Genomic DNA, 24,186 nt, shown 5'->3' with positions numbered 1-24,186 from the left:
AGTTACGCTAACAATAATAAGGCGGTATTAAAACATGATTAAACCGAGCTGGCCCGTATCGCACTTGTGTCATGCTGTCAGTACAACGCGCCAAGGCGGTTACTCAGCGGCGCCGTTTGCCAGTCTCAATATGGGCGCACACGTTGGTGATTGCGCCGATCGCGTTGATCGCAATCGACGGGTGCTTTGTCAACATGTTAATAACAAGCCGGTACAATGGCTTGAGCAGGTTCATGGCAATTGCGTGGTCAAGATTGATAATGTCACACCCGATCCCATTGTCGCTGACGCCGCCTATAGTCAAAATCGCAACGTTGCTTTGGCTATTTTAACCGCTGACTGCTTACCTATTTTGCTAATTGATAAGCACGGTAGTGAAATTGCGGCGATTCACGGCGGTTGGCGTCCACTGGCAACGGGAATTGTCAAAAATACGCTGGAGTATTTTAGCTGTTCGCCCAGTGATATATATGCGTGGCTAGGGCCTTGTATCGGCCCTCAACACTTTGAAGTTGGCGTCGATGTGGTCAGCGCATTTGAATCAGTGGTAACTGATAGTCAGCGTTTTTTTATTGCTAAGTCTATAACCGACAAAACACCATTAGGCCCTGCTAAGTTTCTCGCCAACCTTGCGGCAATTGCTCGTCAACAGTTACGCGATCTTGGTGTACGCCACATCTATGACGACAATCATTGTACTGTCACCAACGCTGATCAATTTTTCTCTTATCGTCGCGATAAACAAACTGGACGGATGGCCAGTTGCATCGCCATTGCAGACGAATAAGCAGAGTCTAATTGTTCAAAAAATTAACAATACACCTTGAAATCGCGTCATTCTACTCTTATTTAAATAGGTAAGACCTTACAGGTATTAATGTTATTTATTGGGGGGCGTATGCGAATAGATAAACTCACACAAAAGTTCCAACAAGCGCTAGCTGATGCACAAAGCTTAGCTTTGGGAAAAGATCATCAATTTATCGAACCTGCACATTTACTTGTGGCACTGCTAAATCAAACGGGTAGCAGTATATTACCTATTTTAAAAGCCGCGTCTGTCGATGTAAGCGCGTTGCGCAATAAGTTAAATGACATGCTGTCACAGATGGTACAGGTCGAGGGAACTGGCGGTGAAGTACAAGTGTCAGCTCAACTGGGGACGTTGTTAAACTTATGTGATAAGTTTGCACAGCAGCAGGGCGATAATTATATTTCATCTGAAATGTTCTTACTTGCAGCCCTTCAAGACAAAGGACCATTAGGCAGCTATCTGCGTCAAATAAACCTCAAAGATAGTCAAGTTAAAGAGGCTATAGCACAAGCGAGAAAAGGCCAGTCGGTTAACGACCCTAATGCCGAAGATACCCGCCAAGCGTTAGAGAAATACACGGTGAATCTAACCGAACGGGCTGAACAAGGCAAACTTGACCCGGTAATTGGCCGCGATGAAGAAATACGCCGCACCGTACAAGTGTTGCAACGCAGAACGAAAAATAACCCGGTCCTTATCGGTCAACCAGGTGTTGGTAAAACCGCTATCGTCGAGGGCTTAGCACAGCGCATCGTCAATGGCGAAGTACCCGAAGGGCTGAAGAACAAGCAAGTGCTATCACTTGATATGGGGGCTTTGATAGCCGGTGCAAAATATCGCGGTGAATTTGAAGAGCGGTTAAAGGCGGTTTTAAATGAACTGGCCAAGGAAGAAGGGCAAGTCATCTTATTTATTGATGAATTACACACGATGGTTGGTGCGGGAAAAACAGACGGAGCGATGGACGCTGGTAACATGCTTAAACCGGCTCTTGCTCGCGGTGAACTACATTGTGTCGGCGCCACTACCTTAGATGAGTACCGCCAGTATGTCGAAAAAGATGCTGCGTTAGAGCGTCGCTTCCAAAAGGTGTTAGTCGATGAACCCAGTGTTGAAGATACCATAGCGATATTGCGAGGTTTAAAAGAACGCTATGAATTACATCACAATGTCGACATAACCGACCCGGCGATTGTCTCAGCAGCCAGCTTATCGCATCGCTATATCAGTGATCGACAGTTACCCGATAAAGCGATTGATCTGATTGATGAAGCTGCGTCGAGCATTCGCATGCAAATGGATTCAAAGCCAGAAGAATTAGACCGACTTGACCGACGTTTGATTCAATTGAAGCTCGAGCAAAAGGCGATAGAGAAAGAAACCGATGCCGCTTCGCAAAAACGGTTGCAGTTAATGGAAGAAGAAATAGCCAAACTGCAAACCAATTATGATCAGCTTGAGCAGGTTTGGAAAAATGAAAAGGCATCGCTGTATGGCACTCAAACTATCAAAGCCGATTTGGAACAAGCACGTCTTGATTTAGAAATGGCACAGCGCGCCGGTGATTTAAATCGGATGTCGGAATTACAGTACGGTCGTATTCCTGAATTAGAGCGTCAGTTACAAGATGCAGCAAATGCCGAAAAAAGCGACCTAACTCTACTAAAAAATAGAGTGACCGATGTTGAAATAGCAGAGGTATTATCAAAAGCGACGGGAATTCCCGTTGCCAAAATGCTCGAAGGAGAGCGAGACAAATTACTGAATATGGAGCAAGAGCTACAGAAGCGAGTAATAGGACAAGAAGAAGCGTTACGGGCAGTCGCCAGTGCCATTCGACGTTCGCGTGCGGGCTTAGCAGATCCGAACCAACCGATAGGTTCTTTTATGTTTTTAGGGCCTACAGGGGTTGGTAAAACAGAGCTAACTAAAGCGCTGGCTCACTTTTTATTTGATACCGAGGATGCTCTAATTCGCGTCGATATGTCTGAGTTTATGGAAAAGCATTCTGTTGCACGATTAATTGGTGCGCCTCCTGGCTATGTCGGCTATGAGGAGGGGGGATACTTAACCGAAGCTGTGCGTCGAAAACCCTATTCGGTGATATTACTCGATGAAATAGAAAAGGCACATGCCGATGTGTTTAATATTTTATTACAGGTATTAGACGATGGGCGATTAACAGACGGTCAAGGACGAACCGTAGATTTTCGCAATACTGTGATTATCATGACGTCGAATATGGGCTCGGATATTATTCAAGAAATGGCGGATGAAGCACATTATGAACAGTTGCGACAAACTGTGATGGGCGTCGTAGGTCAGCACTTTAAACCCGAGTTTATCAATCGCATTGATGAATCGGTGGTATTTCATCCACTTGACGCCGAGCAAATCAAGCAAATTGCGAGTATTCAAATACGCTCACTTGCTAAGCGTCTAGCAGATAAACAATTAACACTTGAGGTTAGTGATGATGCATTGGCGAAAGTCGCTGAGGTTGGTTTTGACCCTGTGTTTGGTGCGCGACCGTTGAAAAGGGCTATTCAAAATCAACTTGAGAATCCTTTGGCCGAGGAGATATTGGCTGGTAAGTTTGCGCCAGAAAGCACCATTCATGTGACCACTGATGAGCACGGCGAATTACATATCCACTAACCGCGCTTGTCTGTACTATTACATGTTATAGCCAAATGGCAGTGGTGACAAACATTCGACAACGCTAAGTCACATGACTAGCGTTGTCGATGTACCATAACGATGGTATGCGATGATATAGGCAGAGCGTGTCAGGGGAGTACTGACCTATTTGTAATAACCAGGTAGGGTTATCGTGTACACAGTGTTGCAATTCGTACTTTTTGCTTAAAAAGTAATCGCTCGGCTTTTTTGTGCTAAGTTTTTGCAAAAAAACAGTTGACCCCTTCGCAAAAATCCCTAAAATGCGCATCCACTTCAACGGCACAGGCCAACGGGGTAAACAGTAGGAAATACCTACTAGACCGAATCAAATTGAGATAAGGTCGGTTTTGATAAGTTAAGTCAGAGAACATCGAGCTTAACGGTCAACAAAACGCTTGAAAATGTTTTTGAAAAAACTTTCAAAAAGCGGTTGACATCAAAACTCAGATGCGTAGAATGCGCATCCGCTTTCAACGAAAAGCAACGCCAACAACGAGTGCGATTGATTGGCTCGATTCATTAAGAATCGGCTCTTTAACAAATAGTTATCATGCAATTTGTGTGGGCATTCATAAGATGCGTAGTTTTACCACTATTCAAAATCTTAATGAGGTTCATGCAAACGACATATGTCAAATGCAACAGAATTCATTGAGTAGATTAAATTTTTAATTGAAGAGTTTGATCATGGCTCAGATTGAACGCTGGCGGCAGGCTTAACACATGCAAGTCGAGCGGAAACGATTCTAGTTTACTAGAAGGCGTCGAGCGGCGGACGGGTGAGTAATGCTTGGGAATATGCCTTAAGGTGGGGGACAACAGTTGGAAACGACTGCTAATACCGCATAATGTCTACGGACCAAAGGAGGGGCTCTTCGGACCTTTCGCCTTTAGATTAGCCCAAGTGAGATTAGCTAGATGGTGGGGTAATGGCCTACCATGGCGACGATCTCTAGCTGGTTTGAGAGGATGATCAGCCACACTGGGACTGAGACACGGCCCAGACTCCTACGGGAGGCAGCAGTGGGGAATATTGCACAATGGGGGAAACCCTGATGCAGCCATGCCGCGTGTGTGAAGAAGGCCTTCGGGTTGTAAAGCACTTTCAGCGAGGAGGAAAGGTTAGTAGTTAATACCTGCTAGCTGTGACGTTACTCGCAGAAGAAGCACCGGCTAACTCCGTGCCAGCAGCCGCGGTAATACGGAGGGTGCGAGCGTTAATCGGAATTACTGGGCGTAAAGCGTGTGTAGGCGGATTGTTAAGCGAGATGTGAAAGCCCAGGGCTCAACCTTGGAACTGCATTTCGAACTGGCTGTCTAGAGTATTGTAGAGGGTGGTGGAATTTCCAGTGTAGCGGTGAAATGCGTAGAGATTGGAAGGAACATCAGTGGCGAAGGCGGCCACCTGGACAAATACTGACGCTGAGACACGAAAGCGTGGGGAGCAAACAGGATTAGATACCCTGGTAGTCCACGCCGTAAACGATGTCAACTAGCTGTCTGTGAACTTGATTCGTGGGTAGCGTAGCTAACGCGCTAAGTTGACCGCCTGGGGAGTACGGCCGCAAGGTTAAAACTCAAATGAATTGACGGGGGCCCGCACAAGCGGTGGAGCATGTGGTTTAATTCGATGCAACGCGAAGAACCTTACCATCCCTTGACATCCAGAGAACTTACTAGAGATAGTTTGGTGCCTTCGGGAACTCTGAGACAGGTGCTGCATGGCTGTCGTCAGCTCGTGTTGTGAAATGTTGGGTTAAGTCCCGCAACGAGCGCAACCCCTATCCTTATTTGCCAGCGCTTTGGGCGGGAACTCTAAGGAGACTGCCGGTGATAAACCGGAGGAAGGTGGGGACGACGTCAAGTCATCATGGCCCTTACGGGATGGGCTACACACGTGCTACAATGGCGGATACAAAGGGCAGCGAGACCGCGAGGTGGAGCGAATCCCATAAAGTCCGTCGTAGTCCGGATTGGAGTCTGCAACTCGACTCCATGAAGTCGGAATCGCTAGTAATCGTGGATCAGAATGCCGCGGTGAATACGTTCCCGGGCCTTGTACACACCGCCCGTCACACCATGGGAGTGGGTTGCAAAAGAAGTAGCTAGTTTAACCTTCGGGAGGACGGTTACCACTTTGTGATTCATGACTGGGGTGAAGTCGTAACAAGGTAACCCTAGGGGAACCTGGGGTTGGATCACCTCCTTACCTTAAGTAAAACACTGTCTTTTGAGTGTTCACACAAATTGCATCGATAACGAACGTGAAAGAAGTACTCAGTAGTGGGGCTATAGCTCAGCTGGGAGAGCGCCTGCCTTGCACGCAGGAGGTCAGCAGTTCGATCCTGCTTAGCTCCACCATCTACTGAATTTGGTAGTAATACCTACGTAGTAGGTCTGTAGCTCAGCTGGTTAGAGCGCACCCCTGATAAGGGTGAGGTCGGTAGTTCAAGTCTACTCAGACCTACCATTTTAATCCTTCTTTAAGTCATCTTGATAACTTGTGTACTGGAGTACACGGCGTCATCAATATAACGTAAATAAGAATTAAATAAATACTTCTTAAGAGAACTTAAAGTTAAGCAAAGTGATGCTTACCTTTGAGTTTTTTGACTCACTGCTCTTTAACAATTTGGAAAGCTGATATTAAACCCGGTGTTTATATTGGCAACAACGTGTCGCACGGTGTTGCATAAGATATAAATACCAAAACTTGAAAACATATTCCTTGTGTTTTCATTTGGTAATAATCGAAAGATTATTACTTACTCAAGGGTCGAATTAAGTACATCCGTGTACAATTCGACATCCAAACATCCTTGTTTGGAACATTCTTAATGAATGCGTGAAAATGTCAGACATACATTTGAACCCAGTTTTGTCACTGGGTTATCCAAATACGCGATTTCGCGTAGGGATTTGAGGTTTAGACAACGCCGTCGAGTTTATTGTGCCGGGAGTTACCTTTTGGTAATGACCAAACAATTAACGAAGACAAGGCAGTATAAACACCAAAGACCAAGCGAAACTTTTTGGGGTTGTATGGTTAAGTGACTAAGCGTATGTGGTGGATGCCTTGGCAGTTAGAGGCGATGAAGGACGTGTTAATCTGCGATAAGCTGTGTTGAGCCGATAAAAGGCGTTATAGGCACAGATTTCCGAATGGGGAAACCCACCCGTCATAAGGCGGGTATCGTTAAGTGAATACATAGCTTAACGAGGCGAACCGGGAGAACTGAAACATCTAAGTACCCCGAGGAAAAGAAATCAACCGAGATTTCCTTAGTAGCGGCGAGCGAACGGGAATTAGCCCTTAAGCGGTTTGTGAATTAGTGGAATAAGCTGGAAAGCTTGACGATACAGGGTGATAGTCCCGTACACGAAAATGACCTTACCGTGAAATCGAGTAGGACGGAACACGTGAAATTCTGTCTGAATATGGGGGGACCATCCTCCAAGGCTAAATACTCCTAACTGACCGATAGTGAACCAGTACCGTGAGGGAAAGGCGAAAAGAACCCCTGTGAGGGGAGTGAAATAGAACCTGAAACCGCATACGTACAAGCAGTGGAAGCCTTCGGGTGACTGCGTACCTTTTGTATAATGGGTCAGCGACTTATGTTCTGTAGCAAGGTTAACCGATTAGGGGAGCCGTAGCGAAAGCGAGTGTTAACTGCGCGTTTAGTTGCAGGGCATAGACCCGAAACCCGGCGATCTACCCATGGGCAGGTTGAAGGTTGAGTAACATCAACTGGAGGACCGAACACACGTATGTTGAAAAATGCGGTGATGACTTGTGGGTCGGAGTGAAAGGCTAATCAAGCCGGGAGATAGCTGGTTCTCCCCGAAATCTATTTAGGTAGAGCCTCGGACGAACACCACTGGGGGTAGAGCACTGTTAAGGCTAGGGGGTCATCCCGACTTACCAACCCTTTGCAAACTCCGAATACCAGTGAGTGATATCCGGGAGACACACGGCGGGTGCTAACGTCCGTCGTGGAAAGGGAAACAACCCAGACCGCCAGCTAAGGTCCCAAAGTCTATGTTAAGTGGGAAACGATGTGGAAAGGCCCAGACAGCTAGGAGGTTGGCTTAGAAGCAGCCATCCTTTAAAGAAAGCGTAATAGCTCACTAGTCGAGTCGGTCTGCGCGGAAGATGTAACGGGGCTAAACATAGCACCGAAGCTGCGGATTTAATCTTAGGATTAAGTGGTAGGGGAGCGTTCTGTAAGCCGTTGAAGGTGTGTTGTAAAGCATGCTGGAGGTATCAGAAGTGCGAATGCTGACATGAGTAACGATAATGGGGGTGAAAAACCCCCACGCCGAAAGACCAAGGTTTCCTGTCCCATGTTAATCAGGGCAGGGTAAGTCGGCCCCTAAGGCGAGACCGAAAGGTGTAGTCGATGGGAAACAGATTAATATTTCTGTACTTCTTATAATTGCGAAGGAGGGACGGAGCAGGCTAGGCAAGCATGGCGTTGGTTGTCCATGTGAAAGTATGTAGGCTGGAGATTTAGGTAAATCCGGATTTCCTTAAGGCTGAGATACGAGACGAGACTCTACGGAGTTGAAGTTGTTGATGCCATACTTCCAGGAAAAGCTTCTAAGCATCAGATTATAAGGAACCGTACCCCAAACCGACACAGGTGGTTAGGTAGAGAATACTAAGGCGCTTGAGAGAACTCGGGTGAAGGAACTAGGCAAAATAGTACCGTAACTTCGGGAGAAGGTACGCTGGCTCTGGTGATGGGACTTGCTCCCTAAGCTGAGGCCAGTCGAAGTAACCAGGTGGCTGGAACTGTTTATTAAAAACACAGCACTGTGCTAAATCGTAAGATGACGTATACGGTGTGACGCCTGCCCGGTGCCGGAAGGTTAATTGATTGGGTTAGCGCAAGCGAAGCTCATGATCGAAGCCCCGGTAAACGGCGGCCGTAACTATAACGGTCCTAAGGTAGCGAAATTCCTTGTCGGGTAAGTTCCGACCTGCACGAATGGCGTAATCATGGCCACACTGTCTCCACCCGAGACTCAGTGAAATTGAATTTGCGGTTAAGATGCCGTATACCCGCGGCTAGACGGAAAGACCCCGTGAACCTTTACTATAGCTTGACAGTGAACATTGCTCCTACATGTGTAGGATAGGTGGGAGGCTTTGAAGCGAGTACGCCAGTATTCGTGGAGCCATCCTTGAAATACCACCCTTGTATGCGTGATGTTCTAACCTAGGGCCCTAATCGGGCTTGGGGACACTGTCTGGTGGGTAGTTTGACTGGGGCGGTCTCCTCCCAAAGTGTAACGGAGGAGCACGAAGGTTGGCTAAGTACGGTCGGACATCGTACGGTTAGTGCAATGGCATAAGCCAGCTTAACTGCGAGACAGACACGTCGAGCAGGTACGAAAGTAGGTCATAGTGATCCGGTGGTTCTGTATGGAAGGGCCATCGCTCAACGGATAAAAGGTACTCCGGGGATAACAGGCTGATACCGCCCAAGAGTTCATATCGACGGCGGTGTTTGGCACCTCGATGTCGGCTCATCACATCCTGGGGCTGAAGTCGGTCCCAAGGGTATGGCTGTTCGCCATTTAAAGTGGTACGCGAGCTGGGTTTAGAACGTCGTGAGACAGTTCGGTCCCTATCTGCCGTGGGCGTTTGAGAATTGAAGAGGGCTGCTCCTAGTACGAGAGGACCGGAGTGGACGAACCTCTGGTGTTCCGGTTGTCACGCCAGTGGCATTGCCGGGTAGCTATGTTCGGAACTGATAACCGCTGAAAGCATCTAAGCGGGAAGCAGGCTTTGAGATGAGTTCTCACTGGGACTTTGAGTCCCCTAAAGGGTCGTCGGAGACTACGACGTTGATAGGTCAGGTGTGTAAGCGTTGTGAGACGTTGAGCTAACTGATACTAATTGCCCGTGAGGCTTAACCATACAACACCCAAGAGGTTTTGTAGAGTAAGTCTTGTTGACACCAAAATTACCGGCCTTATAAAAACACGAGTACAGAGTGTACACTTAGTTTTTATAGCGTTGTTAATTCTGCTCTCAACATCGACTGAAGATGTTTGACATAAGTCGCGCATTATTAAGAATTGAGTAAATATCGCTTTCCAGATTATTAATTACGTGGAGACGTCGCTCCAAGCCATCCATGGCATCGCGACATAAATACATCCATGTATAAAAGTTTTTTGTCTGGCGACAATAGCACTTTGGAACCACCTGAACCCATGCCGAACTCAGAAGTGAAACGAAGTAGCGCCGATGGTAGTGTGGGAGTTCCCATGTGAGAGTAGGTCATCGCCAGGCTTCCAATTAAGAAAAGCCCGTCTTAGTGACGGGTTTTTTACGTTTTACATCCGTGTAAATACTCCTTAATGAAATTAGATAATTAGCACCGTCATCCCAGCATGTTTTTGGCTGGGACCTCCTGTGGTAAAAGCGTGCGTTTAGGTACCGTCCCAAAAAGTGTGTCTCTCTTATTTCAATTTCAGTTTCAAACTTTCTAGTTAAATAAGTTACTTTTCTCAAAACGACTTATTGGGTATTGGTAAGTCGTTTGATTCATATCCAATGCAACCTTACTCAGAATGGTTAACACTGAGTCAACGCTTGGCATAGAGTTTCGTATTTTGAGCGTACGTTTGAATGATTTATTTAATCGTTCGATCCAGTTGGTAGTATAAATCATATTTCGGATCATCGGCTCAAAGTCTAAATAGGTCGCGTAATAGTACATGTATACTTCATCTATAAACACTTTGAAGCTAGGATATCGTTTACCCCATTTATCAGACAACCACGTCGCTCGGAGCAGAAACTCCTCTCGATCATCCGATTGATCTTCTAAGTTGAATACAAACCTTAAATCCTCAGCAACATCATTACGATGAGATTTTTTCACTTTCTTTAAGATGTTGCGTTTCATATGCAACACGCATTTTTGAATTCGGCATTGATAATGGCGCTCAATGGCTGAATCTAAACCGGCTAAGTTATCTATCACAGCGAGGTCGATTTGTGCGAGCCCTCGAGCTTTTAAGTCTAATAAGATGTCATCCCAATTTGACGCCGATTCCGTTGGCGCATTGTAGATACCGATAACCTCGCGAGTCATATCATGCTTAACGGCCAGCACAATGTAATAAGCTTCACTGGAAACTGTTTCACGCTTTGTCTTGATGAATGTCGCGTCGAGATAAATGATGGGATAGTACTCGCACAGCTTCTGCTTTCTGAAGTCCTCCATTTCTTTATAAAGACTTTTGGTGATGCGTGATACCGCGCTACGCGTCAGTTTCTGACCGTAAATCGATTCGGTTACAGATTCGATATCTCGGGTTGTCAAACCTTTAGCATAAAGTTCGAAGCAAAGCTCATTTAATGTATCACTTTGCTCCTTCATTACATTGAGGATCCAAGGCTTGAATTGATTCAGTCGATCTCGAGGAACCTGTAATGATAAAGCACTACCAATACCTAGGCCGGACACTTGTCTGTAACCATTGCCTTTGTTTCCTTGTGATGCTCTTAGGTATTCTGTGCGCTCTGCTTTCATAAATGAGTTTAGAGCCAGCTCTAGTACTTGATTGAGCCCTCCAGGCTTTTCGATTAATGAATCCAATGCTGCTTGAATTTGTTTACTATTCAGCGTTAAATTAGTCATGGTCTCTCTCCGTTTGTTGTTGATTGTTTTTTGGTCGAAACTTTCAACTAAACTAAGAGAGACTTTTTTATTTGTCTAGTGGGACACACTTTTTGGGACGGTATGGACTCTGCGCGCTCAAGGAGATCCCGGACATCGCTGCGCGATTCCAGGATGACGCTTATCTGTTTCTGGAAAAGTGAGTGTGCGTTTAACGAAGCCTCTGCGCGCTAAAGGAGGTCCCGGACATCGCTGCGCGATTCCAGGATGACGTTTATCTGTTTCTGGAAAAGTGAGTGTGCGTTTAACGAAGCCTCTGCATGCTCAACGAGTTCCCGGATATCGCTCTGCGATTCCGGGATGACGTTTATCTGTTTCTGGAAAAGTGAGTGTGCGTATAAAGAAATCTCTGCGCGCTCAACGAGTTCCCGGAAACTGCTCTGTGATTCCGGGATGACGTTTATCTGTTTCTGGAAAAGTGAGTGTGCGTATAAAGAAATCTCTGCGCGCTCAAGGAGGTCCCGCAATCGCTCTGCGATTCCAGGATGATGTTTATCTGTTAATTGAAGTGTAATGCTAAGAAATGATATACGGTTCACTCTGCAATGTCATTTTGCAGAGTGAACGATAAGCAGTAAAAATATTACTAAGCGAGGGAGCCTTCAGGCGTTGCTTTACTGTGTGTGTAGTTAATATACATCTTCGTTAAATAGTAAATGTTGACAAACATTATAAAGGCATTCATGCAGCCTACAGGCAGGGAGCCTATGATAAAGCCATATGCAGAAAACATAGCACAACCAATCATATTGGCAATGCGCAAATGCACGATGTTTTTCATCATCAATGACACAGCAACGACTACCGATGCGACAAACCCAAATAATTCAATAAATTCCATAACATCACCTTGTATTAACACTATCGTGTTCATCTTGAACGATTCAAGCGTCCTGCTATAGCTTGTAATATTTAACGGAGGCGGATATTACCACGTTTAATGTTAAACGGAAGTGGATGTACATTTTACAACCAATATTTACCTTTGTTACACAAAGTTAACGTAAATTTAACTGTTAAACTGCGATTTATAGGCACTTCAATTGAAAACTGATACTAGTTAACTATAACAAGTGGTTATTCGCTACAGAGGGCGCATTTTGCGATTTTTAATACCAAGTAATCATAATGTCTCACCGACATTTAATAATGTATATCCGCGGTTAACTTGCTAGAATGTTGTTACTTCATCTGATTTATAGATTCATATGGCAATTAACTGGTTTCCTGGGCATATGCATAAAGCCCAAAAAGAAATAAAAGAAATAATCCACCAAATTGATGTGGTGATTGAGGTGTGTGATGCTCGTCTACCGTTTAGTAGCGAGAACCCGATGATCACCGAAATCAGAGGGGAAAAACCGCTGATTAAAATACTCAACAAAAGTGACCTCGCGGATCCCGAACTAACCAAAGTATGGATTGCGCATTTAGAGTCTCAGCACAATGTTAAGGCACTTGCATTAACTACCCAAGAGCCTCAAGGGGCTAAGCTGATCCCTGATCTTATCCGCAAGCTCGCGCCGAATAAGGATGAACCGGGCAAGCAGATCAATGCGATGATTATGGGCATTCCCAATGTAGGTAAGTCGACGTTACTAAATACCTTGGTTGGCAAGGTCAAAGCTAAGGTGGGTAATGAGCCCGCCGTGACTAAATCTCAACAGCGTATTCGCCTAGAAGATGGCTTATACTTATTTGATACTCCAGGCATGTTGTGGCCTAAAATAGCTAATGAAAATAGCGGTTATCGCTTGGCGGTATCGGGTGGGGTTAAAGATACTGCCTTTGAGCATGAGGAAATAGCCTGTTTCGCAGCAGAGTATTTATTGCAAGCTTATCCTGAGCGATTAAAGCGACGATATCAAATAGAAGAATTGCCAGAGCAAGACTATTTATTTTTAGAAGAGCTTGGACGAAAGCGCGGCTGCGTTCGCGCCGGAGGCCATGTTGACTTTCATAAAGCATCAGAAATATTGATCAATGAAATTCGAGACAATACGCTGGGGCCAATAACGTTCGAGACTCCTGAGATGGTTGCCAAAGAGCAGGTTTACTTTACTCAACTCGAAGCCGATAGACTGGCCGAACGCGAGGCTAAAAAGCTCGCGCGCGGCAGAGGGCGAAAAAACAAACCGAAAAAGAAAAAGCGTTAACAAGGAATATTATGATGAGTGATGATTTTCAGTTACACAAAGATTTACAGCGCGACGGTATCGAACTTTTTGAGTTTCCGCTGTGTAAATTGCTATTGTGCAATGATAGCCAATACCCGTGGTTTATTATGGTGCCTAAGCGTCAAGGGGTAAAAGACTTGTATGAGCTGGACTGGCAAGATCAGCAACAGTTTTTGAATGAATCAAGCGCACTTTGTGAAATATTAATGCAGGTATTCAATGGCGACAAAATGAATGTTGCTGCATTGGGTAATGTGACACCGCAATTACACATTCACCACGTGGTTCGGTTCACTAATGACCTTGCTTGGCCAAAACCGATTTGGGGCGTTCATTCGTTACAACCATACACTGCAGAAGCTCTTGCGGCATTGAAAGCGACTATTTTACCCGCGCTACAGGCTATTGTGGTACCTAACTCAGATCAGCGTCTAGACTAACCACATTGCAGATTTGCTAAGCCGCGCGGATTTAGTGTGGCTCTAGTACTTTCACTCGCCGATAAAGGTCATTGTTAACCGGTGTCGAAATTCCAGCGTTACGACCTGCCTCGCAAATGTAACCGGTAATATAGTCAATTTCAGTGCGTCGATTATGGCGCACGTCTTCCCGCATCGAAGAACTGTTTAAAGCAGTTTGCTCAATGACTTGATTTACCAGTGTAATTAAGTCATTGAGTTGTAAATTGATCTGCCACCGATTGGCAACGCAAACCACCTCGCTAAGGCATTGTTTTATGGCGGACTGATACTTAGCGCTCGCCAGCTTGCCATTACAGATATCGTCAATCGCAGTCAGTGGGTTGATCGCGCAATTTATCGCTAATTTTTGCCACTGCTTTAACCCGATGTCGTCACAGTAGGTCGTATTTGGCAAAGCGTTGATAAGCGCGTCTAGTACTGCAGACGATGGGTAAGGTTGTCGCGTAGCCCCCTGCAGGTGTCCTAAATTATTGATTCCCAAGCCGGTGTGCTGTGTGTAATTACGGTCAATTCGTTTGGCTGCCATGGTGGTTAGCAGCGCATAAACGGGTTGTATTAGCTTCAGTTCGCGATTGATTGCCTCGAGTGTACCCATACCGTTGTGGCATAGTACTATATGACATCGATCAGAAAGCAGCGCCATTAATGGCCGCAATGCGCTAACCACGTCATATGATTTAACACAACAAATCAACAGATCGCAGTGTTGTAAAAACGGCTCATTAGCACGCTCTATGGAGTAAGATTTAACCTCGCCTTGCAGCGACTTTAACGAAAATGTGTGTACTTTTGCAGAAGGCTCTTTAGTGATAAGCCGAATAGCCGCCTGATGCCGGTAATTGGATTGACCCACACTGGCTTGATGGTCAACTAACAACGCACTAATCAAGGTACCTATCGCACCACTTCCTAAAACTGCTATATTGATCATGATTTTTTACTAATATCTAACGACAGTGCAGTTGCGACGATATAATAGCTAAGACAACCCAGTGCATTGGCAATAAAGTCGTAAAACTGTGGGCTTCTAAAGCCCAAATACCATTGGCAAAGCTCGGTAAATCCGGCGTAACAAATGACGCTTAGCACAAGCACTGCACGAGGTAGGCTAATGATTTTATCGAGTAACCAGGTAAGCAGGAAAAAGCTAATAAAATGACCAACTTTGTCGAGCAGTAATTTTTTTGTTAGCCACAACGACAGTTCATCGGCATTTGTCAACACAACGGTAATGATCAAAATACCGACATAGGTCAAGTAGCGATGTTTTGTTTTGAGCAACATAAATCACAATAAACGCACCCAATGTTGTCTGATAGTAACACGAGTTAGCGCGAAAAAAGAATTATTTCCATAATCGCCTAGCCATAGTGGTTAGGGCTTTGATATCCTTAGTGCAAATTGATCATCAAGAGAAATAACTATGCCATCATTTGATATTGTTTCTGAAGTTAATATGGAAGAAGTCCGCAATGCAAGCGAGAACGCCTCAAGAGAATTAGCAACTCGTTTTGACTTTCGCGGTGTTGAAGCGTCATTTGAGTACAAAAACCCAAATGTAACGGTAAAAGCGGAAGGTGATTTCCAAGTTAAGCAAATGCTCGATATGCTTCGTGCGCAACTGGCTAAACGTCAAATTGACGCCAAAGCGATGACGGTAGGAAAAATGGATCACACCGGTAAAACTTACACTCAGCCTATTTCATTTAAAGTAGGTGTAGAGCAAGCTGTTGCCAAAAAATTGGTTAAGTTGATAAAAGACTCAAAGATCAAAGTACAAGCGTCTATTCAAGGTGACAAAGTGCGAGTCCAAGGTAAAAAACGCGACGACTTGCAAGCCGTCATGGCGTTGGTTCGCGACGCGGATTTAGAACAAAGTTTTCAGTTCAATAACTTTAAAGATTAATACCGCCACAGATATTAAAAAAGCTTATACCTTTGTATAAGCTTTTTTATTGGGAGTTATCTATGCAACAGCTGATACAACAACAATTAGTACAAGCACAGGATTATATGCAACGCGGTCAATCGGGATTTGCGCTGATGGCGGTTCGAAAAGTGTTGAGAAAGGACAAAGGGAATATTGATGCACTGTTGATTATGGCAGAGATAGCTAAGCGCCAAGGTGATATGGTACAACTCACCGAGGCCACCAATAATATACTCGCCTTAGATCAGCAAAACGTTGAGGCGTTGAGTTACCAGTTAGAACTGGCGATAAACAAGGAACATCATTTTGATGTGGTGGCTTTGTGCAATAAGCTAGAGCAGCTCGAGATCGCGTCGTTTACTCAGCGCTACCAAAAAGCGTTGGCGTTACTGAGCTCGGGGCAAATCCTAGCGGCTAAAGCGTGTTTTCAATCGCTGCTATCCGAACAAGGCGAAGATGTTAATGTGTTATTGAATTTAGGCCATGTACACAAAGCGTTAGCGGAGTCGGCAACCGCCGCCGACTACTATCACCAATTTATCAGTAAAGCGACACATGCCACTGGGGTTGGTTATTGGAGTTTGGCGGATTTAAAAGATTACCGTTTTAATCGCAATGAGCAGCAACAGTTATTGACTGAGCTCAAGCTTGCAGAAAACGACAAAAACAAAGCCTTATTGTGTTTTGCTATAGCGCGTAGCTTCGAGCAACAAAACGACTATCAGCAAGCCTTCCGCTATATGCAACAAGGCAATGACTTAATGCACGCGTTACGCCCCTTTAAGGCACAAGCCTATCATCAACTGATCTCGGATCTGATGCGGGTAAAGGACGTCAAGGCAAGCGCTATTGCTCATCAGAACAAGCAGCCACGACCTATTTTTATCGTCGGTATGCCACGTTCTGGTACGACACTAGTCGAGCAAATACTCGCTGCCCACAGTCAGGTTGAAACCACCGACGAGTTACCTTTTATCGAACGCATTGCCATAGACATTCAAGGGCCGAGCTATGCCCAAGCGATAGAGCGATTAACGCCAACAGAGATAAACAACTATCGACAGCGATACTTACAGCAAGTGAGTGATTATTTTGATGGCGATGTTGAGCTGTTTATCGACAAAAATCCGAATAACTATTTACACATTGGTCTGATAAAAACCCTATTTCCGGAAGCTAAAATCATCAACCTTGTGCGCAACCCCATCGATAACGCGATGAGCGTGTACAAGCAATATTTTGCTAATGGCCACGATTATTCCTATCACTTAGGGGCGATAAGTTTTTATTGGCAGGGGTATTTAACGCTAATGTTTCATTGGCAAAATTTACTTGGTAAACAGTTGTATCACGTTAGCTACGAACAGCTTACGGCAGACTCGGAACAACAAATAAAGCAACTCGTTGACTATTGTGAGTTGCCGTTTGAGCAACAGTGTTTAACATTTTATAAATCGGATAAAGCCGTGTTAACACCCAGTGTTAGTCAAGTAAAACAACCTATTAACCGACGCTCAGTTGGATCTGGTCAACATTATTGGTCGTTTTTTAAAGATAAAACCACCTGGCAACAAATTGAGCAAAAAGCGGCACAACTAGCAAAATAGTAAATATCGCAGCAAGTTCTTGATCTGAGAAGGCGTTGAGCTTTTTTGTATTATTAAGCAAAGATGAGCACGCCTAAGCAGAGCAAGCTAGTTACATATTTTGCATCTAGATTGCATCTTAGTTAGGACGTACTAGGCATGCTAAATTTAATCCTCTGGCCAATATTTGGCAGAGGATTTTTTTTATAACGCACCACAACAATGCTTGAATTTTTTTCCCGACTCACAATGGCACAAACTGTTGCGACTTACCATGGCTGAAGGCGGTCTGGGTAGATCATTTGCGGCTTTAGCTTGCTTTGCTAATGCGCTTTTTTCGCCGCCGACTGGGGCCGTCGCATCAAGCTGATTTTGGGCGACCTCGACGTTTAAAGCGGGATCGATAATACAGTGAATTAGCATCTGTAACGCGCTGGTGTGATTGGTCAAGCTAAGTTGACTGGCCAATTCTCTTGCCGAGTGGAATAGTTGGTCACGCCGTTGGTGATAGCGCTCCCATCCCGCTTCGCTTTGGCCGTATAAACTGTACAGTTGGCGCCAGTCTTGAGCAAACGCATCGAGTTTGGCAAACAAGTTAGCAGTTATAGTTGTGTCATTATTGGCTAGCTCTATTTCGCGCTTTAATTCACCAAGCATAAAGTCCAACTCGCCAGGTGATAAAACAACCGGTAAATTGAAGCGCTCTGTGGCGATAACGGCTGTGTTGTTAACGCTATATGGTAGGTGTTTATGTGGTACTAAAGCCTGTTGTACACCTGGGATTGTCGACTTATTAACCAGTTGCCAAAACTTGCTGTCACCATGGGTGTCTATTACTAAATGAATTCGTCGCACGTTGCTGTTATTAACAACCTTGTGTTGCTTCCATGAATCGAAAATCCAACACTCTCCAGCCCCCATATGCACTTGCTTGTCTGCGCAGTAAAAGATCACTTGCTCAGTGGTTACAATAGGAATGTGAATACGAACTCGGTTGTACCAATGATAATTGATATCGGTGTGCTCCGGTACCTGACAGCCCGGTTCTAATGCCATTAATCGCGAACGACCAAAAACCTGGTTAAAGGAGGCGAGGACCTGACGGATGTACGGCAATTGTTGCAGAGCTTGGGTTTCTTTTATCGGACCTTTAAAGTCATTGTTTACACTGCCGTTAACGCTGAGTAAAGGCACGGCAATATTGCCTTTAAAGCCTTCGTGGTGAGCTTGCCAAAAGGTTTCATCGAGCTGTAATACTTCTTGCTGTAGTCGCTCAACATCAAAGCTAAGAGGAAGTTGGTAAAATTCGTGCGCTAATTTCATAGTGTTTATCTTAAGTTAATTTTCCATGACAAGACTTGTATCGTTGGCCAGACCCACAGGGACACGGGGCATTGCGGGAGAGCGGTTTTCTCGATTGATTATCACTGCGGTCACTAACCCCGTGATGAACCGTTGCTGCAAGCTGTTGGCCAATGGTTATGTCGTATTTTTTATCGTCTGCAGCCTCGATCAATTGACGACTTATGTGATCTGATAATGGTGAGAGTTGTTCGGCTAAAAGCAATTGGTTTATTTGCTCTAGGGTCGGCTCTATATTCGGCATCTCATCAGCTAATAGCGAGGCTTTACTATGCCATTTATTGGCATTTGGTGCGGTTAACGTATACTGCGAGAGGGGCATACCACTTTTCAGCGATGTCAATAGTTGCGGCTCGTCGGCCAGTTGACAAAAATCTAATATTGATTGGACAACGCGCTGAGGATTGCTTACCAGTTCGCGATAATTAACCAATGTCCATCGTTGTCGCGCGATTTGTTTTAAGCTGTTTATGATGTGTTGATTTGCACTGCACCATTGAAAACTCGCTATTTGTGCCAGTGTTTTGCCGCGCATTGATTGCCAGTTAGGCGGCAGCAACAGCGACCATTTACCATCAAAGCCCGGTAAATTAGGGTATGTTCTAAAGCGCTGACTGAACCACGCATCCATAATTGATGCGATATTTTCACGCGGGTCGCGCACTAAATAGACAAATAGGGCATCTGGAAATACTTTGTTTAAAAAGTCGACGCGCAATGCGTTTTTTGGGGTTTTTTCTAAAAAGCGAACCGATTGTTCGTACCCAATATCGAGTGGATTGCCGTCGCGGTCTTGTAGCCGCTCAGCGAAGCGCTGCCTTAATAAATCACTGTGCACGGGATCTGCATCGGCGGCGGCCAAGTGATTGGATACATAGCCTCGATAAGCGGTACTAAACTTGCCTATTTGTTCGATAACCGCATGACTTTCGTCGCCAATGGTACAAAGTTGTTGTGACCTTTTCAGTGTCTCAAATAATAGCGTACTGCCAGAGCGCGGTGCTGATAAGATAATAATTGGACGGTCGAAATGGATACTGCTCATGACTCGTTAGGCTGATGTTAAGTTGTTGTTATCGCCTCAGTGTAAATTATCCGCACTAGCGATATCAAGGTAATTATCTGTTTGCCAACCTCGCTGTGTTTGGTTAAGGTAAAGCAGGATTTTTTATAATGATAATAAGTAGTAGTTTATGGCGACATCTCGTGGAGAGTTCAGCTCTCGATTAGGATTTATTTTGGCCGCTGCGGGTTCGGCGGTTGGCTTAGGCAACATTTGGGGTTTTCCAACACAAACGGCAACCAATGGTGGCGCCGCATTTGTATTGGTTTATTTAGTGCTAGCATTTTGTCTTGCCTATCCTGCATTCATGGCTGAGTTGGTTATTGGTCGCTACGGACAAGCTAATGCAGTGACCTCAATGCAAAAGATGTCGCGTAAAACCTGGCAAAAACAGTTCGCCTTTATCGTTGGATTTGGCGGGGTCATTTGCGCAGGACTTATTTTAAGCTTCTACGGTATTATCGCCGGTTGGATGATGTCATATGCTATTGAGCCAGCCGCCGAGTTACTCGGTATGCGCGGCGTGGCGACCTGGGTGGTCAGCCAAGGAGATATACGCAATATTCTATTTGCCGCGCTATTTATGTTTTTCACCATTTTTATTATCCGCAAAGGGGTCGAACAGGGTATTGAAAAATGGTCAAAGCGCTTGATGCCAGTGCTGATTGTACTGTTGCTCATGCTGATCCTTTATGTCATTACTCTCGATGGCGCTATAGATGGTTTACGCGCGTACTTAAACCCAGACTTGAGTCGCGTGTTAGAGCCTGACTTGTTGATTAGCGCTCTAGGCCAAGCGTTTTTCTCTTTGTCACTAGGCACCAGTGTTATGGTGATTTACGGTTCGTATATTGCGAAAAAAGAGAATCTTGTCTCATTGGGAGCACAAGTCACCTTAATCGATGTCACTATTGCGTTTATGGCGGGTTTGTTGATTATTCCTGCTATGTATGTGGCCCAATATCAAGGAGTAGAAATCTTTGCCGCCGACGGGTCGCTTATCTCTGGCCCGACTATGGTATTTGATGTGTTGCCAGCTCTGTTCAATAGCATGGGCTCAATCGGTTTGTTTGTCGCATTCGCGTTTTTCGTACTGATGAGTATTGCAGCGTTAACATCGTCAATCTCGATGCTAGAAGGTCCTGTTTCTTATGCGGTCGAACGTCATAATATCGAGCGCAACAAGGCTACCACGGCCATCGGCTTACTGATTTTTGCCATGAGTGCACTGATCATCTTTAATATTGAATTCATGTTGGACTTTATTGCGATGATCGCAACCGAATATGGTCAGCCCATCATCGCCATGTTGTGCTGTGTTTTTGTTGGTTGGATTTTTAATCGCTCTGACTTACTTGAAGAAATTAAACATGGCAACGAAGACGTAGAGTCGTCATGGTTTTGGAAGATATGGCCTTGGTACACTAAGTTTGTTTGTCCCGTGGCGATACTCATGGTATTTCTACATTCGCTGTAGTTGTACTTGCAACCGACACCAAAAAGCCTACATCAATATGTAGGCTTTTTTAGTTTCACTGTGACAATGTGCGTATATTGCTGATTAGGTTAAGCGCACCTGCAATCAGGCGCCCATTGACGTTAACTCTGCGTGTTGATGACACGGTATTTAAATCAACAAATTTGGGTTAGCGTATCACTTACTCGTCGCAAGCTGGTTGAGAGTGTTCTCAGGGCTTGACAGCTTACTTTCAATCACCTCGTTGATTCTGTTAACAAGCGCTTTTGACGTCCACTTTTCAGTGTGTGCCAAGAACACTTTACTGCCTTTTGTATCGCCTGTTTCGGCTTGTTTACGAAAGTCTACCCACAGAGAATAAATGTCCTTTTTAGCGTGTTTTTGCAATGCTAGATCAATGGCCTGATGAATAAGTAAACCACAACTATAGTACAAGTCGAAGCGGCCTTTATCAGCCGCCTCGACAAGTGGAAACTGACGCAATCCTTTTGCGCAATGATTTCGATATCGATCTATTTTATTGGCGACATATTCGCGTGTATCAGGATAAAGCTCTTGCAAAGCCGAAGCTGCCAACCAATCGGCATGCCCTTCGTGAAGCCATGACTCATCGCTTTCCCCATAAATATCTCCAATACGGCTATTTTGGTATAAGTGAGCCACTTCATGAGCAAAAAAACAAATGGTGTCATTGACAAACTTATTATCGCTCACTCGTTCATTGAGATTATTTAAATTCCAGTGCATAAAAATTTGATTGGGTAAGGTGCCGCCTTGCGATGAGTGACCATCAATATTCGCATAAGAAGCAAATAAGGTTGGTTTTACCCCGTTGAGTGTACCTAATCTCTGCTCGAAGTATTTAATAAACTAGGAATATCAGAATTTAATGAACGCTTTATTTTGTCAGGTAACCCGCTGTCGATTACGGCTACAACATTCTGAGTTGCAATAGGTTGCTGTGAGCCAACATAAATGTTCATACCGTCGTTACCGTCTGTCCAGCTCGTCGTGTGTTTAAACACTTGGCTAGCCACGATGATATGCTCACCCTGTGGTACTTGCATAGAAATATGCCACTGATTAACGTTATCAATACACGTATTAATGCAGGCAAATAAGCGCCCAGTGTATATAAGTACACCATCATTAGAATACGGTGAAAACGGAGCATAATCTTTGGCAAGGTGTTTATATGTTGGGGTTAACAGCAAACTGACTTCGGTAAAAGCAGAGCCGTCTTTTTTAATGATATACTCCTGCTCATCAGAAGAAACAATGGCGAAATCTGACGATACTGGCTTCCAGCGCTCAATTCGAGATCGATCGGGGTTTCTAATAAAGCTCAATCGCGATGCCGGCTGCTTGGTTTGATACGTTAATGTCCATTTGCCGTCATCAGACTTTACAATAGAAATATCGACCATTGACTGATTGCTAGCCCAAGTAGGAAAACTCACGCACAATAACAAGATAGCTCTAATGATTTTCAAAGCAATGTCCTTTTCAACAAATAAAACAATACTTTAGTCATCTTCTTATCCGATTGCTACCGAATATTTAGTTGCCTTAAACTGACGTTTTGTCGCTAAAGTTCGCTACTCGCTAACAGCAAGGTCGGCTGGCGATGTTTTTGAGCCTTTAATCGAACATCCTATTCATACGCAATTCACCGGTCTGTAAATAAATACCGGGTATTTTGGGTTTTTATCGCGATCTAGCTGAATTATAATAAGCGGATAACATAACCTCAGAACAGAGGCATCAGTGCACATATTTTATGATGAAAACATACCTTACGCGGCGCAATTCTTTGCTGAGTTTGGTCAACTTCACGCTTTTTCTGGACGCGACGTAAACGCTGATGCGTTAAAACGGGCCGACGTATTACTGGTTCGCTCAATTACCCAAGTAAATCAACAATTACTCGCAGACAATAAGCAGATTCAATTTGTTGGTACCGCGACCATAGGATTTGACCACGTCGATAGAGATTACTTATCAAGCCAAAATATAGCATTTACCAACGCGCCGGGCTGCAATGCGGTATCTGTGGCTGAGTATGTACTGAGTTCAATTATGGTTTTGAGCCAACGTTTGGGCTTTCAGTTGGCAGATAAGTGCGTAGGTATTGTCGGAGCCGGTAATACAGGCTCAGCCTTGGCAAAAAAATTAGCTGCGTTAGGGGTGCAATACAAACTGTGCGACCCGTTACTCGCTAAAACTGACGACGCTCGTGATTTTGTCAGTCTTGAACAAATATGTGAATGTGATGTTATCTCGCTGCACGTGCCAAAAACGTTAACTGGCGAATTTGCGACCTACCACATGTTTGATCAACAACGCCTTGAGCAGCTCTGCCCACAACAAATTCTAATTAATGCCTGCCGTGGTGAAGTTATTGATAATCATGCGCTGTTGCGTTTAAAGCAACAAGGCGGCGGGCCGCATTTAGTGCTTGATGTGTGGGAAAATGAGCCGAACATATTAACTGAGCTTATTGATCATTGCCAAATCGCCACAGCGCATATCGCCGGTTACAGTTTAGAGGGTAAGGCGCGGGGCACTGAGATGTTGTACCAAGCGTTGTGTAAGCACTTGGGGCGCAAAGGCAACAAACAATTGCCAGATTTTTTACCAAAGCAGCAGTTTGCGGATGACAAACACGGTATTGATGATACATTAGAGCATATACGAGACACCGTGTTTCGAGTCTATGACGTGCGTCGCGACGATACCATATTTCGTCAACAACTGTCGCAAGCATCGTTTGATGGACTGCGTAAAAACTACCCTGTTCGACGCGAGTTTAGTGCGTTACACTTACCTGACGAGATACATAGGCGCTCACCTATGTATCGGCTGTTAGGCTTTCAATAACCAAATATACAAACATGTAAATAAACAGAG

The 24,186-nt window shown here is 44.8% G+C and carries 16 protein-coding genes, 2 tRNA genes and 3 rRNA genes; 13 read left to right on the top strand and 8 right to left on the bottom strand.

Annotated features, from left to right (window positions below; genetic code table 11):
• Positions 1-34: 34 nt before the first annotated feature.
• The 7 genes from pgeF (at position 35) to rrf (ending at position 9,803) form a co-directional block, all read left to right on the top strand.
• On the top strand, positions 35-787 hold the full coding sequence (pgeF, locus tag ACAY30_RS10950) for a peptidoglycan editing factor PgeF (protein WP_290252802.1): 753 nt from the start codon (positions 35-37) through the stop codon (positions 785-787).
• Between the two features lie 111 nt (positions 788-898).
• On the top strand, positions 899-3,472 hold the full coding sequence (gene clpB / locus ACAY30_RS10945) for an ATP-dependent chaperone ClpB (protein ID WP_290252801.1): 2,574 nt from the start codon (positions 899-901) through the stop codon (positions 3,470-3,472).
• A 693-nt stretch (positions 3,473-4,165) separates the two neighbouring features.
• Positions 4,166-5,705 (top strand): 16S ribosomal RNA (locus ACAY30_RS10940).
• A gap of 76 nt (positions 5,706-5,781) precedes the next feature.
• Positions 5,782-5,857, top strand: a tRNA-Ala gene (locus ACAY30_RS10935).
• A gap of 32 nt (positions 5,858-5,889) precedes the next feature.
• A tRNA-Ile gene (locus ACAY30_RS10930) sits at positions 5,890-5,966 on the top strand.
• Positions 5,967-6,540: 574 nt separating this feature from the next.
• Positions 6,541-9,425: ribosomal RNA gene (locus tag ACAY30_RS10925) — 23S ribosomal RNA — on the top strand.
• Between the two features lie 263 nt (positions 9,426-9,688).
• Positions 9,689-9,803: ribosomal RNA gene (gene rrf / locus ACAY30_RS10920) — 5S ribosomal RNA — on the top strand.
• The 16S, 23S and 5S rRNA genes sit together here with 2 tRNA genes alongside, the layout of an rRNA operon.
• 196 nt (positions 9,804-9,999) lie before the next feature.
• On the opposite strand, the gene ACAY30_RS10915 is transcribed toward rrf, so the two are convergent.
• Positions 10,000-11,160: an IS256 family transposase gene (locus ACAY30_RS10915; protein WP_371189889.1), complete on the bottom strand. Its 1,161-nt coding sequence runs from the start codon at positions 11,158-11,160 to the stop codon at positions 10,000-10,002.
• 625 nt (positions 11,161-11,785) lie between these two features.
• On the bottom strand, positions 11,786-12,040 hold the full coding sequence (locus ACAY30_RS10910) for a uroporphyrinogen decarboxylase (protein WP_290251997.1): 255 nt from the start codon (positions 12,038-12,040) through the stop codon (positions 11,786-11,788).
• 367 nt (positions 12,041-12,407) lie between these two features.
• On the opposite strand from ACAY30_RS10910, the gene ylqF reads away from it, so the two are divergent.
• Both ylqF and ACAY30_RS10900 read left to right on the top strand, forming a co-directional pair.
• Positions 12,408-13,355 carry a ribosome biogenesis GTPase YlqF gene (gene ylqF, locus ACAY30_RS10905; RefSeq protein ID WP_290251998.1) on the top strand — a complete coding sequence of 316 codons (948 nt, stop codon included), beginning with the start codon at positions 12,408-12,410 and terminating at the stop codon, positions 13,353-13,355.
• Between the two features lie 11 nt (positions 13,356-13,366).
• The gene (locus ACAY30_RS10900) at positions 13,367-13,816 is read left to right on the top strand and encodes an HIT domain-containing protein (protein ID WP_290251999.1); all 450 of its coding nucleotides are present in this window, start codon (positions 13,367-13,369) and stop codon (positions 13,814-13,816) included.
• A gap of 31 nt (positions 13,817-13,847) precedes the next feature.
• On the opposite strand, the gene ACAY30_RS10895 is transcribed toward ACAY30_RS10900, so the two are convergent.
• A complete protein-coding gene (locus ACAY30_RS10895) occupies positions 13,848-14,789 on the bottom strand; it encodes a ketopantoate reductase family protein (protein WP_290252000.1) in 942 nt (313 codons plus the stop codon).
• Complete coding sequence (locus ACAY30_RS10890) at positions 14,786-15,142, bottom strand: VanZ family protein (protein ID WP_290252001.1); 357 nt, start codon at positions 15,140-15,142, stop codon at positions 14,786-14,788. The genes ACAY30_RS10895 and ACAY30_RS10890 overlap by 4 nt, the downstream gene beginning before the upstream one ends.
• Before the next feature lie 139 nt (positions 15,143-15,281).
• On the opposite strand from ACAY30_RS10890, the gene ACAY30_RS10885 reads away from it, so the two are divergent.
• Positions 15,282-15,764, top strand: coding sequence for a YajQ family cyclic di-GMP-binding protein (locus ACAY30_RS10885; protein ID WP_290252002.1), 483 nt, complete (start codon positions 15,282-15,284; stop codon positions 15,762-15,764).
• 62 nt (positions 15,765-15,826) lie between these two features.
• On the top strand, positions 15,827-17,395 hold the full coding sequence (locus ACAY30_RS10880; protein ID WP_290252003.1) for a tetratricopeptide repeat-containing sulfotransferase family protein: 1,569 nt from the start codon (positions 15,827-15,829) through the stop codon (positions 17,393-17,395).
• A 183-nt stretch (positions 17,396-17,578) separates the two neighbouring features.
• Here ACAY30_RS10880 and ACAY30_RS10875 read toward each other — a convergent pair whose 3' ends face one another.
• Positions 17,579-18,697 (bottom strand): aspartyl/asparaginyl beta-hydroxylase domain-containing protein, encoded by a 1,119-nt coding sequence (locus ACAY30_RS10875; protein ID WP_290252004.1) that lies wholly within the window; start codon positions 18,695-18,697, stop codon positions 17,579-17,581.
• A 10-nt stretch (positions 18,698-18,707) separates the two neighbouring features.
• Entirely contained in the window at positions 18,708-19,781 is a 1,074-nt protein-coding gene (locus tag ACAY30_RS10870) for a sulfotransferase (RefSeq protein ID WP_290252005.1), read from the bottom strand.
• A gap of 148 nt (positions 19,782-19,929) precedes the next feature.
• On the opposite strand from ACAY30_RS10870, the gene ACAY30_RS10865 reads away from it, so the two are divergent.
• Positions 19,930-21,276, top strand: a complete 1,347-nt coding sequence (locus ACAY30_RS10865; RefSeq protein ID WP_290252006.1) for a sodium-dependent transporter — start codon at positions 19,930-19,932, stop codon at positions 21,274-21,276.
• A 177-nt stretch (positions 21,277-21,453) separates the two neighbouring features.
• Here ACAY30_RS10865 and ACAY30_RS10860 read toward each other — a convergent pair whose 3' ends face one another.
• Entirely contained in the window at positions 21,454-22,023 is a 570-nt protein-coding gene (locus ACAY30_RS10860; protein WP_290252007.1) for a hypothetical protein, read from the bottom strand.
• 95 nt (positions 22,024-22,118) lie between these two features.
• Positions 22,119-22,769, bottom strand: a complete 651-nt coding sequence (locus tag ACAY30_RS10855) for a hypothetical protein (protein WP_290252008.1) — start codon at positions 22,767-22,769, stop codon at positions 22,119-22,121.
• Positions 22,770-23,043: 274 nt separating this feature from the next.
• On the opposite strand from ACAY30_RS10855, the gene ACAY30_RS10850 reads away from it, so the two are divergent.
• Positions 23,044-24,156, top strand: coding sequence for a 4-phosphoerythronate dehydrogenase (locus tag ACAY30_RS10850; RefSeq protein ID WP_290252009.1), 1,113 nt, complete (start codon positions 23,044-23,046; stop codon positions 24,154-24,156).
• Positions 24,157-24,186: the final 30 nt, after the last annotated feature.

The sequence above is a fragment of the Thalassotalea ponticola genome, from assembly GCF_041379045.1.
GTDB classification, from domain to species: Bacteria; Pseudomonadota; Gammaproteobacteria; order Enterobacterales; family Alteromonadaceae; genus Thalassotalea_A; species Thalassotalea_A ponticola.
Note: the sequence above shows the minus strand (reverse complement) of the source record. Positions and strands in the feature narration are given on the sequence as shown.